Source organism: Puia sp. (assembly GCF_036500295.1).
Taxonomy (GTDB): domain Bacteria; phylum Bacteroidota; class Bacteroidia; order Chitinophagales; family Chitinophagaceae; genus Puia.
Genome location: NZ_DASYCH010000082.1, coordinates 1 through 13,737 on the forward strand (window position 1 = coordinate 1; position 13,737 = coordinate 13,737).

General features: G+C 54.1%; 9 protein-coding genes. All 9 read left to right on the top strand.

What is annotated here, in order from left to right:
* Positions 1-105 precede the first annotated feature (105 nt).
* The 9 genes from VGM48_RS15770 to VGM48_RS15810 are packed head-to-tail and all read left to right on the top strand — an operon-like array spanning position 106 to position 13,732.
* A complete protein-coding gene (locus VGM48_RS15770) occupies positions 106-1,347 on the top strand; it encodes a multiheme c-type cytochrome (protein ID WP_331580787.1) in 1,242 nt (413 codons plus the stop codon).
* On the top strand, positions 1,344-4,628 hold the full coding sequence (locus VGM48_RS15775) for a VCBS repeat-containing protein (RefSeq protein WP_331580789.1): 3,285 nt from the start codon (positions 1,344-1,346) through the stop codon (positions 4,626-4,628). The genes VGM48_RS15770 and VGM48_RS15775 overlap by 4 nt, the downstream gene beginning before the upstream one ends.
* On the top strand, positions 4,625-5,932 hold the full coding sequence (locus tag VGM48_RS15780) for a glucoamylase family protein (protein ID WP_331580791.1): 1,308 nt from the start codon (positions 4,625-4,627) through the stop codon (positions 5,930-5,932). Before VGM48_RS15775 ends, VGM48_RS15780 begins: the two co-directional genes overlap by 4 nt.
* 5 nt (positions 5,933-5,937) lie before the next feature.
* The gene (locus VGM48_RS15785; RefSeq protein WP_331580793.1) at positions 5,938-7,332 is read left to right on the top strand and encodes a glucoamylase family protein; all 1,395 of its coding nucleotides are present in this window, start codon (positions 5,938-5,940) and stop codon (positions 7,330-7,332) included.
* A 1-nt stretch (position 7,333) separates the two neighbouring features.
* Positions 7,334-9,784 (top strand): glycoside hydrolase family 31 protein, encoded by a 2,451-nt coding sequence (locus VGM48_RS15790; RefSeq protein ID WP_331580795.1) that lies wholly within the window; start codon positions 7,334-7,336, stop codon positions 9,782-9,784.
* A 4-nt stretch (positions 9,785-9,788) separates the two neighbouring features.
* Positions 9,789-10,616: a phytanoyl-CoA dioxygenase family protein gene (locus VGM48_RS15795; protein WP_331580797.1), complete on the top strand. Its 828-nt coding sequence runs from the start codon at positions 9,789-9,791 to the stop codon at positions 10,614-10,616.
* Positions 10,617-10,627: 11 nt separating this feature from the next.
* Positions 10,628-10,843, top strand: a complete 216-nt coding sequence (locus tag VGM48_RS15800; RefSeq protein WP_331580799.1) for a hypothetical protein — start codon at positions 10,628-10,630, stop codon at positions 10,841-10,843.
* Between the two features lie 10 nt (positions 10,844-10,853).
* On the top strand, positions 10,854-12,017 hold the full coding sequence (locus VGM48_RS15805) for a Gfo/Idh/MocA family oxidoreductase (protein ID WP_331580801.1): 1,164 nt from the start codon (positions 10,854-10,856) through the stop codon (positions 12,015-12,017).
* Entirely contained in the window at positions 12,014-13,732 is a 1,719-nt protein-coding gene (locus VGM48_RS15810; RefSeq protein WP_331580803.1) for a discoidin domain-containing protein, read from the top strand. Before VGM48_RS15805 ends, VGM48_RS15810 begins: the two co-directional genes overlap by 4 nt.
* The last annotated feature ends 5 nt before the right edge of the window (positions 13,733-13,737 follow it).

The following is a 13,737-nucleotide window of genomic DNA, read 5'->3' on the forward strand; positions in this document are numbered from 1 at the left end:
AACGGCGTGCTGAAACAAAACCCCAACTACTAATATCCCTTTCGGATAAAAAGAATAAACCTTCACCCTGTACAGGTGAAGGTTTATTTTTCCGATACCTCTCATATGCTGAAAAAGATCCGATACAGCACGTTGATCATCGCGGGTTTGCTGGCTTCCGCCTGTCTCTTCGTGACCTGCGTCGAAAACGAGCAGCATCAGCCAAAAGCACCCGAAAGCCAGGTCACCGAAGATCACTACAAAGAATTCGCCGGATCGGCGGCTTGCGCCGGCTGCCATCGGGACATCTACCAAAACCATCTCAAGACCGCTCATTATCTCACCACCCGGCACGCGGATTCGAGCAATATCCTCGGCAGTACCACGCCCCCTCAAAACAGCTTCTATTTTAATCCCAGTGTTTATCTTGCAGTCGAAAAACGCGACAGCCTTACCTACCAGGTGGAGTATGTCAACGGAGCCGAACAGAACCGTGCGCCGCTGAACATCACCGTCGGCTCCGGCAAACGCGGACAAACCTTTTTGTATTGGTACCATGATAAACTATTGCAATTGCCGCTGACCTATTTTACCGAACTGCATCAGTGGACGAATAGTCCCGGCTTTTCGAACCGCGTCATCTTCCGGCGGCCGGCAACCTCCCGCTGCCTGGAATGCCACAGCACGTATTTCCGGGTCACCTCCGCCGCCGGCGCCGAACCGGAAGACTTTTCCCACACGCAGATCGTCTATGGCGTGGATTGCGAGAAATGCCACGGACCCGCAGCCAGGCACGTAGCCTTTCATCAAGCGAACCCAACGGAAAAAACCGCCCGGTTTATCATCAACCCCCGGAACTTCAGCCGGGCACAGAGTCTCGACCTTTGCCGGCTCTGTCATGGCGGGCGGCTTTCAAAGTCAAAACCTTCCTTCACCTTTCAGGCCGGCGACCGGCTCGCAAACTTCTTTGCGCTGGACACCACCGCAAAAAGTGCAGCCGACCTGGACGTACACGGCAACCAATATGGGAAACTGGCCTCGAGCAAATGTTTTGCCATGAGCCAGATGACCTGCCTCAGCTGTCATAGCCCGCACGAGAACGAAACGGGAAAAACGCAGCTGTTCTCCCAGCGCTGTATGACCTGTCACAATGAACAGCATGGCACCTTTTGCAAGGCAAAAGACAGGGTCGGCCCGGCGATAAAAACCAATTGCATCGATTGCCACATGCCCGAAGAACGGTCGAGATCGATCATGGTCCTCCTGCAGGGCCAGAATATCCCGACCGCGGCAACGATGCGTTCGCATTTCATCAGCATCTATCCGGATGCCACAAAGGCTTTCTTGAATAAAACACGGCGGAAATGAGATTCGATAAATTCATACCATTCGCGGGTATCGTCCTTTTGAGCGCCTGCACCCAACCCCAAACCACCTTCCAGCGCCTCTCCTCGTCCCAGACCCAAATCGAGTTCCGAAATGATCTTAAGCCCAGGAAGGCCTTCGGCATTCTCTACTACCTGTATTACTACAATGGCGGAGGCGTAGCCGTTGGTGACATTAACCACGACGGTCTCCCCGATATCTATTTTACGGCCAACAGCAAGGGCGGCAACAAACTGTACCTGAACAAAGGCAACTTCCAATTCGAGGATATCACCCAAAAAGCTGGCGTCGCCGGAAGCGCGGACTGGTGTACCGGCGCGACCATGGCGGACGTCAACGGCGACGGCCTTCTCGACATCTATGTTTGCGCTGTCCAGGGCGAGCACGATCTCCACGGCCGCAATGAGCTTTTTATCAACAACGGCGATGGCACTTTCACCGAAAGCGCGGAGAAATACGGCCTTGCCCTGGCGGCCTGGTCCACTCAGGCGGTTTTCTTCGACTATGATCATGACGGTGACCTGGACTGCTTCGTTTTAAACCAATCGCATCACCCTTATCAGAATATCGTGGACACGGCCAACCGGCGGAAATTCGATCCCAATGCCGGGGGCCGGCTTTACCGGAACGATATCGCAACGACCGGTAAATTTACCGATGTATCCGCGCAGGCCGGTATCTATCAAAGCAGCCTCTGTTATGGTCTGGGTATTTCCATAGCCGATCTGAACAACGACGGCTGGGATGATATTTACATCGGCAACGATTTCCACGAGAACGACTACTATTATATCAACAACGGGAACGGCAGCTTTACCGAAAGCGGGGCAAAGCATTTCGGGCACTATTCCCGGTTTAGCATGGGCAACGATATCGCGGATTATAATAACGACGGCCAGCCGGATATCGTTACGGTGGATATGCTCCCGCCCGATGAAAAGACCCTGAAGACATACGGCAGCGACGAACACGCCGACATCTATAATTTAAAGATCATTCGAAACGGCTATCAGAACCAGGTGTCCCGGAACTGTCTGCAACAGAATAACGGCAGCGGCAAAACCTTTAGCGATATCGCCCTGATGGCCGGGGTGTCGGCGACAGACTGGAGCTGGAGCCCCTTGTTTGCCGATTTCGACAACGATGGAAATAAGGACCTCTTTATCTCGAGCGGCATCGTAAAGCGGCCGGTCGACCTGGACTATGTTAGGTTTGTCTCCGACCTGTCGGCAAAGGTGAACCGCAACGCCTCCGCCGATTACGACGAAATGACGGTTGAGAAAATGCCCGAGGGAAGCTCCTATTGCTATTTGTACAAAGGTGACGGGAAGGGTGACTTTCAGGATGTAGGAAAAGATTGGGGCGTCAGCGATAAAAAAGGATTTTACAATGGGGCAGCCTATGCCGACCTGGACAATGACGGCAACCTCGACCTCATCGTCAATTCCCTCAACGCGAACGCATTTATTTATAAGAACAATGCCAAAAAGAAGAATTTCCTGACCATCGACTGCAAGGGGGACGGGCTTAATACATTTGGCATCGGCACCAAGGCCTGGGTATTCGCCAACGGGAAAATGCAGTATGAGCAACTGATGCTGACCCGGGGCTTTCAATCTTCGGTGGAACCACGGTTGCATTTCGGCCTGGATACCTGTACACGGATCGACAGCGTGCTCATCGTGTGGCCCAATCAGCGATATCAGGTGATAAAGAACGTTCCCGTCAACAAGCCCCTGACGGTACTCCAGAGAAATGCCGCTGACAGCTTCCGGTATAATGCGTTTTTTGCACCGAAAGAACTACCCCTCACGGCGGACGAGATTAAATGCGACTGGAAACATGTAGAAAACGATTTTAACGACTTCTCCTATCAACGACTCATTCCCCACAAAGAGAGTACGCGGGGGCCAAAGATGGCCGTCGCCGATGTGAACCATGACGGCCTGGACGATTTTTTTGTCTGTGGGGCGAAAGGCCAGGCCAGCGCACTGATGATCCAGCAGCCCGACGGAAGCTTTGCCCGGACGGATACCTCTTTATTCAATCACTACGCACTCTGCGAAGATGTGGATGCGGCTTTTTTCGATGCCAACGGCGACGGCTATGTTGACCTATGGGTGGTAGGAGGTGGAAATGAGATGCCGGCCAACGGCTTTGCCAATACCGACCGGCTGTATCTCAACGATGGCAAAGGGCATTTTAAACTGTCGCCGACCCTCCTGCCGCAGCACCTGTGGACCAAGTCCTGTATCACCGTGGCGGATGTCGATCATGACGGCGACATGGATGTCTTCGTCGGCCTGCTCGCCGATCAGCAGAAATTTGGCCTGCCCATGCAATCCTATTTGTATCTCAATGACGGCAAGGGCAATTTCACCTATGCGGACCTAAAAACGATCGACCTTACCCAGCTGGGAATCGTCACCGCCGCCACGTTCACCGATCTCAACAAGGATGGCTGGCTCGACCTGGTCGTGACGGGTGAATGGATGGGGGTAAAGATCTTTATGAACGACCATGGCCGGTTCACGGCGGGCGAGATCCCTAATTCAACGGGTATCTGGCAATCGGTTTATGCCACGGATGTCAATGGGGATGGCTATCCCGACCTGCTCGCAGGCAACTGGGGTCAGAATTCAAAGCTCTGGGCAGGCAAGAACGGCCCGGTGAAACTCTATGTAAAGGACTTCGATTTCAATGGCCGCATCGAACAGGTGCTCTGCTATACCATCGACGGGAAGGAATATCCCTTTCTGCCGAAAGATGAACTGGAACAGGCCATTCCCGTCCTGAAGAAAGCCTACCTCACCTACGGCGAAGTGGCGGGAAAGACCGTGCAGTATATGTTCTATGATTTGTTCAAGAACCCGGTAGAGCTCAAAGCCGAGACGCTTAGTTCCTCCTGCTTTCTCAATGACGGCAAGGGGGGGTTCAGGCGGATCGATCTGCCGAAGGAGCTCCAGATGGCGCCCATCTTCTCCTTCGCGCCGATGGATGCCGGCGATCCCGGGACCTTTATAGCCGGCGGGAATTTTTATGGAACCATTCCCTATGAGGGAAGATATGACGCATTGATGCCGACCCTCTTCGGGTTCGACCGCACCAAAAAAGAGTTTTACCCGGGTCCTGTTCTTCCCGATGCCCGCGGGGAGATCCGCGACTGGAAATGGCTGCATTCGGCGAGAAACGGGCAAACTCTGGTCGCCGCCAGGAACAACGACAGCCTGCTTTTCTTTCATCTTGCATATCCAAAGAAATGAGAACACCTTTTCTTATATTGATCGTCCTTTGCGCCGTCACCGCCGGCGCCCAGTCCAGCCGGCCGAAGAATCTCGGCGACAGCGCCCTGCTCGATCTCACCGAAAGACAAACCTTTCGTTACTTCTGGGACTTCGCCCATCCGGTCAGCGGGATGGCGAGAGAACGCAGCAATCGCACCTATGACTATGGCGAAGAGGTCGTGACCACGGGCGGCACCGGCTTTGGCGTGATGGCCATCATCGCCGCAACGGAAAGGAAATACGTCGGCCGGGACACGGCGGCGAAATTTCTTTTGAAAATGACCAACTTCCTGCTGAAGGCTAACTCTTATCACGGGGTCTTCCCGCACTGGATGGACGGGACCACGGGCAAGACGATCCCTTTTAGCCGCAAGGATGATGGCGCCGACCTCGTAGAGACGTCCTATCTCTTCCAGGGGCTGCTCTGCGCCCGGCAATATTTCAACGGAGACAACCGGGTCGAACGAAGCCTTCGCGATCGGATAAACTGGATGTGGAGCGACATCGAATGGAATTGGTTCACCCGCGACGGACAGGAAGTGCTCTATTGGCATTGGAGCCCCAACAACGGCTGGGCGATGAACTTCCCCGTCCGCGGCTTTAACGAATGCCTGATCATGTATGTTCTGGCAGCCTCGGGCACCCATTACCCGGTGTCCCCCGCGGTCTATCACCGCGGCTGGGCGCAAAGCGATTTCTTCAAAAACGGGAAGACCTTCTATGGCTACAAACTGCCGTTGGGATTTGACTATGGCGGACCGCTGTTCTTCTCCCAGTATTCCTTTCTCGGGCTCGACCCACATGGCTTGAAAGACGAATACGCCGACTACTGGGAACAGAACCAGAACCACACCCTGATCAACTACGCCTACTGCGTCGACAATCCGAAAAAATTCAAGGGGTATGGAACGAACTGCTGGGGGCTGACGGCCAGCGACACCTATGACGGCTATAATGCCTTTTCTCCGACGAACGATTGGGGAACGATCACGCCTACCGCTGCATTGTCGGCCTTCCCCTATGCACCGGATAAATCCATGAAGGCGTTGCGGCATTTTTACGATGATCTTGGCGACAGGATCTGGAGCAAATATGGATTTGTAGATGCATTCAACGAAACAAAAGACTGGTATGCGGCCTCTTATCTGGCCATTGATGAAGGCCCCATCGTCGCGATGATCGAGAATTATCGCAGCGGTCTTCTCTGGCGGCTGTTTATGAGCTGTCCGGAAGTGCAGGGCGGATTAAAAAAACTGGGTTTTCAAAGTCCCTGGATCAAATAGAATATATGAGACACACACTTATTGCTATTGCTCTTTTTTGCAGCACCGGGTTGGTTGCCCGGAGTCAGACCACTATCGCGCCCGTAGGTATTATCAAAGGATTGTCCGATTCCGCGCTGCTGGACGTCGTACAACGCCAAACCTTCCGTTTTTTCTGGGACTTCGCCCATCCGATCAGCGGTCTCGCCCGCGAGCGGGATAATACCGTCAAAGCGGAATATTATTGGGATTATATAAACGAAGCAGACGGCGAACCGAATTTCAGCAAACATACTTTCGGCCCCGAGGCCTGCGCCATCGGCGGTACGGGGATGGGAGTTCTTTCGACCATCGTGGCCGTACAGCGGCATTGGATCGGCAGGGATACCGCCCTGAGGCGACTGGTAAAGATCGTCGACTTCCTGACAAAGGCGGATTGTTACCATGGCATCTACCCACATTTTATGAACGGCGCCACCGGCAAGACCATTCCCTTCGGGCGGCTGGACGACGGTGCGGACATCGTCGAGACCTCCTATCTGATGATGGGTCTGCTTTGCGCCCGCCAATATTTCAACGGGACTGCACCGCTCGAAAAATATTTCCGCAACCGCATCACGGCGATGTGGTCGGTTGCCGACTGGAACTGGCATAGCAAGGGTGACGATAAGACGCTCTACTGGCACTGGAGCCCGGATAACGACTTCGACATGAACTTCCCGGTATTCGGGTGGGACGAGGCCCTGATCACTTATGTGATGTCCGCGGCGTCGCCCACGCATCCTATCTCGAAGGAACTGTACCTGAACTCCTGGGTTCGCAGCGCATCCTGGCGCAATGGCAAGGAATATTATGGGATCAAACTTCCGCTGGGAAATTTCGATTATGGCGGACCACTGTTCTTCGAGCAATATACCTTTATGGGGATCGACCCCAACGGGTTAAAGGACGACCAGGGGATCGACTATGCCGAACAGACCCGCAATCATACCCTGATCAATCGGGCGTATTGTATCGACAACCCGAAAAAATTCAAAGGCTATGGCGCCGACTGCTGGGGACTTACCGCCGGGGATAGCTGGAAAGGCTACGTTGCCCATTGTCCGCAGGACGACCGCGGGGTGATCCAGCCCACCGCGGCGCTTTCTTCTTTCCCTTACACCCCGGAATACAGCATGCAGGCCCTGAAGCATTTTTACTATGATCTGGGCGGCAAGATCTGGGGGCCTTATGGGTTTGCCGACGGGTTTAGCGAATCGCACAACTGGTACGCAAAAACGCATCTGGCCATCGACCAGGGACCCATCGTCGTTATGATCGAGAATTACCGCACCCGGCTCATCTGGGACCTTTTCATGCAGATACCGGATGTGCAGAATGGACTGAAACGCCTGGGATTCCAGTCGCCAGGAATAAAATAAGATGAACAGGTTCCTATATTGTTTGTTATTATTCATCACCGGTCCGGTGGTAGCCCAGGTGCAAAGCATCGGGCGCATCGTCTCGTATACCTCGATCCCCGGCGGCATAACCGGCAGGACGGCCGATGCCCGCTTCGAAGTCCGCGCCTGGGGCGATGGGATCATTCGGGTCAGGGTATCGAAGCAACGGCAATGGAACGACTTCTCCTATGCCCTCGTATCCACACAACCCGCGACAAACCCGGCCGTAACGGTGCAGGAAAAAGCCGGCCGCATCCTGCTCGTCACCCCGCTGCTGACGGTCAGCATCGACAAAGCACCCTTCTTCCGGGTTAGTTTCAGCGATAAGAACGGCGAGGTGATCAACGAAGATATGGCCGGCGCAGGTCTCGCCACGACCTTCATCGGGGATAAGGTGAGCGTCTACAAAAAGCTTCAGCCGGGCGAACGCTTTGTCGGGCTCGGAGAATGCCTCGGCAACCTGGACAAACGGGGTACGGGTGTCACGCTCAGCAATACAGACAACTACAAATATGGCGATCCGCGGCTTCCCATGTATAGCAGCATCCCGTTTTTCATCGGCATCCATCATCACCAGGTGTATGGCCTGTTCTTTCACAACACGTATCGCAGCTTTTTCAACTTCGGGCTCTCCACCCCGGATTTCGCATCGATAAACGCGGATGGCGGGGATGCCGATTATTTCTTTTTTTACGGCGGCGGAGTCGGCGATATCCTCACACAGTATACCTCGCTGACGGGCCGGATGCCGCTGCCTCCCCTGTGGAGTCTTGGCTATCACCAGTCCCGCTGCAGCTATTATCCGCAATCCAATGTGCTGTGGATAGCGGAGACCTTTCGTAAAAAACAGATCCCGATCGACTGTATCGTCCTGGATGCGGACTATCTGCAGGATTACGAGCCTTTTCGGATCAATACCCGGCGCTTTCCCGACATGCCCGGGCTGGCGGCTCAGCTAAAGAAAATGGATATCGAGCTGACGGCCTCCGTCAACCCGGGGATAAAACTGGACAGCACCTATCCCGCCAATGCCGACGGCCTCAAAAAGGATGTATTTCTGAAATACGCCGACGGCCGCCCTTTTGTCTCCGAGATGGCGCCCAGTCTCAACCACTATGTGGATTTCACCGACCCCAAAGCCCGCACCTGGTGGATCGACCACCTGAAATTCCTGCCCGACAACGGCATCCACGGCTATTGGAACGATATGAACGAACCTGCGGTGGCCGGCAGCTACCTCCCGGATAACCTGGTATTCGATTTCGACGGACACAAGGTGAATGCCCTCGAAGGAAAAAATGTCTACGGGATGCAGATGGCCCGCAGCAGCTATGAATCGGCGCTGAAGTATGGAGAAGGACGCCGTCCCTTTGTGCTCACCCGGTCCGCCTTCGCCGGCATCCAGCGCTATTCCGCAATGTGGAGCGGGGATAACCAGGCGAAAGACGAATACCTGCTGGGCGGAGTGTTGCTAAACACGCAATTAGGTTTATCGGGTGTTCCGTTTGTCGGCCCGGATCTGGGGGGATATATCGGCGACGGGAATAAAGACCTCTACAAACGCTGGGTGGAGGTGGGCGTGTTCTCCCCCTTTGTCCGCAACCATCGCGAATTTTTTTCCAACGCTTCCGAGCCCTGGGCTTATGGCGAAGAGGCCGAGGCCATCTCCCGCACCTATATCGGGTTTCGTTACCGGCTCATGCCCTACCTTTATTCCAAATTTTATGAGACCGCACAGACCGGTATTCCGGTAGCCCGGAGTCTTTGTATCGACAATCCCTTCGATCCGCAGGTGTTCGATCCGGTGTACCAATATGAGTTCCTGTTTGGCGATGCGCTGCTGGTTGCGCCGCTTACCAGTATGGAGAAAGAGAAAAAGGTCTATCTGCCCCATGGCGAGTGGTATGATCTGTACTCGGACAGTCTGCTCACCGGAAACAACGAGACCCGCGCGGAGTATCCTATCTACCGGCTGCCGCTGTTTGTAAAAGCCTCGGCGATCATTCCCATGCAAAGCCTCGTTCAATCCACGAAGCAAAAGCCCACCGATACCCTGCAGGTGCATATTTTCTATGGCCGGGAAAAGAACAGGTTCACGTATTATGAAGATGATGGTGCTACCTTTGACTATCGGCAGGGACATTTTTGCCGGCGAACCATCGAATTCGATCCGGCCGGCCGGCAGATCGTCTTCGGCGCCCGGGAGGGAGATTTTCCTTCCCGCTTTAACCAGGTCCGGGTCATCCTGCACGGGTTTCCGGCCGTGGCCGGGTCCCGGCCGAACTCCACCCGGATGCTCGATGGGTTGGAAGAGATGGAGGATCTTTACGATCCTGCTACATTCCGGGCGTTGCGTGACGCTCAGCCAAAGATCCGGTCCCGGGAGCTTACCGCCGGCATTTCAAAAGAGCAATTGATCATTAAATGGTAATCATATGAAACAGTTTCAATTAACCCAGCAACAACAGGCCGGTTATCAACGGGACGGCTATCTGATCGTCAGAAATTTCCTGACGCCCGCTGAAATTGAGAAACTATATGCCATTGCAACCGGCGACGACCTCTTGCGGAAGCATGCCTTCGATCTCAACGATCAGACCGGCAAGAAAACAAAGCTCACTCTCTGGTATAATCCCGGAGACGATGCTTATGGTCTGCTCACCCGGAGCAAACGGATGATCGAGACCGCGGGTACGCTGCTTGACGGCGATTCAGCCATTTGCCATTTTCACAGCAAGCTGATGCAAAAAGAGCCAAAAGTGGGCGGCGCCTGGGAGTGGCACCAGGATTATGGCTACTGGTATAAGAACGAATTCCTCTTTCCCGATGAGATGCTCTCCATCATGGTGGCGATCACAAAGGCAACCAAAGAGAATGGCTGTTTACAGGTGATAGCGGGTTCGCATAAGATGGGCCGTATCGAGCATGGCTTTGCGGGGGAACAGGTCGGCGCGGCGCAACATTATGTCGATCTGGCGCTGAAGACCATGCCGCTGGTATATGTAGAACTGGAACCCGGGGATGCCCTCTTCTTCCACAGCAACCTGCTGCATCGGAGTGCAGCAAACCTCTCGGATACGGCGAGATGGTCCCTCATCTCCTGCTACAACCGGCAGCAGAATATCGGCTATAACGAACCCAACGGCTCGCACACCACGCCCGTCAGCGTTGTACCGGATGAAGCCCTGATGGAATGGGAAACCAGCGGCGTAAACGAGTCGGCCGGGTTCCTGGATAAAGAAAAAGACGAAGCGTTGAAGTAAATCCTGATAGTATGAAAAAAATACTCTCCGCCGAACCTATCTGGCAGTACGAAGGCCTTGGGCTGATAAGAATTATTACCGGCTGTTTCCTGATCTATCACGGACTGGAGGTATTCGATCCTGTGAAAATGAAAGAGTATACGCAATGGGATTTCTTTTTCATCGGCCCGGGCAAATGGAGCCTGGACCGGGCACTATCGCCTAAGAATAAAATGCACGCCACCTAAATCTTTTATTATGCAAACCATGTCACGTCAGGATTTCCTGCAACGAACCGCCATGGCGGGCGCTGCCTTTTTACTTTCGTCGTTGGAAGGCTTTGCGCTGTCCACCGGACAAAAGAAGATCAAGGTAGGTATTATTGGCTGCGGAAGCGTATCCGGCCAATACCTGCCCCATCTTTCCAAATCCACCTTTGTTGAAGTGGTAAGCTGTTGTGATATCATTTATGAGCGCGCCCAGCACCGGGCAAAGGAATTCAATATCCCCGCAAGCTTTCCACATATCGATCCCTTTCTGGCCGGACCCCAGTTCGACTTGATGCTGACCCTCACCGACATGCAGGAACACGGCCGGCTTAATAAGCAGGCTTTGCTGGCCGGGCGTAACGTGTGGAGCGAAAAGCCATTGGCAAATACCTATCGGGAAGGCAGAGAACTATTGGACCTGGCGCAACAGAAACACCTGCGCATCTGGGGAGCCCCGGCCGTTGTGAACAGCCCGCAGTTTGCGTTTATGTCAAAAGCGATCAGGGAAGGGAAACTGGGAAAAATTTCCAGCGCCCATGCACACTACGGCCACTTAGGACCCGGCTGGTCGGCGTTTTTTTATGAAAAAGGCGGCGGTAGTTTACCCGATCTCGGCGTCTATAACCTTGCAACGCTTACCGGCCTGCTGGGGCCTGCGCGCCAGGTCATGGCGATGACCAGCATCGTAACCCCCGAACGCACCGTCGATAACAAGGGTAAAATAAAGGTGGAGGCCGAAGACAACGCCATGGTGCTGATGGAGCATGGCGACGGGGTCATTTCCCATGTGCAATGCGGCTTTAATTATTTCGATCCTTATGGTCATGAAGGAAAAGGCCAGCAGAGTCACACGATCTCGGTTTGGGGAACCAAAGGGAATATGGGATTGGTCGGCTACGACTGGGCGCCTTTTGGCGTCGATCTGGCGACAACCGATGCTGAGACCCCCGTGCGATATGTCGAAGACCCGGGAACCTATGTATGGCAACAGGGCGCATCCGTCATTGCGGAATCCATGGTAAATGGCACCGAACCCCTTATCGCGGCGGAACATGCCCTGCATGTTTTGGAAATAATCGAAGCGGCAAGGACTTCCGGCAGGAATGGACAAAAGATACAATTGCAATCCACTTTTAAATGGCCCGTAGTATGATGAAAACCCTCTTTCTCTTTTGCTGTATAATTGTCGCCGGAACGGCAGTCGGCCAGCAACACACCTATTGTAACCCGATAAATCTCGACTACGGCTACACCCCCATCCCCAATTTCAGCGAATGGGGCCACCACCGGGCGACGGCCGACCCGGTGATCGTCACCTACAAAGGGGACTACTATCTTTTCAGCACCAACCAGTGGGGCTACTGGTGGAGTCATGATATGCTCGACTGGCATTTCACCTCCCGGAAATTCCTCCGTCCCTGGAACAGCGGTTATGATGAGCTTTGTGCACCGGCCGTCGGCATCCTGGGCGATACGATGATCGTCTTCGGATCGACCTATACCCGCAATTTCACCATCTGGATGAGCACCGACCCGAAAGGCAACCAGTGGAAACCGCTGGTCGACTCCTTCGGGATCGGCGGCTGGGACCCGGCTTTTTTCACCGACGACGACGGCCGGTTCTACATGTACAACGGCAGCAGCAACGCGTTTCCGCTGTACAGCATCGAGTTGGACCGCGCTACGTTCCGGCCTATCGGCACCCGCCAGGAGACCTATAAACTGGAGGATTGGCGCTATGGCTGGCAGCGGTTTGGCGAATATTATGACAACACCTTTCTCGATCCTTTTATCGAAGGGTCATGGATGACGAAACATAACGGTAAATATTATCTCCAGTACGGCGCTCCTGGCACGGAGTTCAGCGGCTATGCGGATGGCGTGGTGGTTGGCGATCAGCCGCTCGGTAACCGGTGGACCCCGCAATCCGACCCGCTTTCCTTAAAGGCGGGGGGCTTCGCCCGCGGAGCCGGCCACGGCGCCACTTTCAAGGATTTGCAGGGAAAGTACTGGCATGTCAGCACGATCACCATCGCGGTAAAGAATAATTTCGAGCGCCGCATCGGGATCTGGCCGGCAGGCTTTGACAAGGATGATGTGATGTATTGTAATACCAGCTATGGCGACTATCCGCATTATCTCCCGGGCGGAGAATTTACGGGCTGGATGCTGCTCAATTACAACAAGCCGGTGCAGGTCTCCAGCACCCTTGGTGACTATGGTGCCAACCAGGCCGTCGACGAAAGTATCAAAACCTACTGGAGCGCCGCTACCGGCAATCCCGGGGAATGGATACAGACCGATCTCGGAAAGCTGTCTACCGTCAACGCCATCCAGATCAACTATGCCGATCAGGATGCCGTCTTCCTCGGAAAACAAACGGATATCTATCATCAGTATGTCCTTTATGCCTCTGAGGACGGGAAGAAATGGACCGTGCTCGTCGACAAAAGCAGGAACCGGACGGATGTCCCCCATGATTATATCGAACTGCCCCAGCCGGTGCGCACCCGCTTCATAAAAATGGAGAACCGGCACATGCCCTCAGGGAAATTCGCCATCAGCGGCCTGCGGGTCTTTGGCAACGGCGGCGGCGCGAAACCGGATACCGTAAAGGATCTGATCGTGTTGCGAACCGAGAAAGATAAGCGCAATGCCTGGATCAAATGGCGGCCGGCCAACGATGCCTATGCCTACAATCTTTATTATGGGACCGCGCCTGATAAATTGTACAACAGCATCCTGATCTACAATGCCAATGAATATTGGTTCAAGGTCATGGACAGCCAAAAACCCTATTATTTTTCGATAGAGGCGGTCAGCGAGAACGGGATCTCGCCGCGGACCGCAGTATTAAAAGTCAACTAAACGAC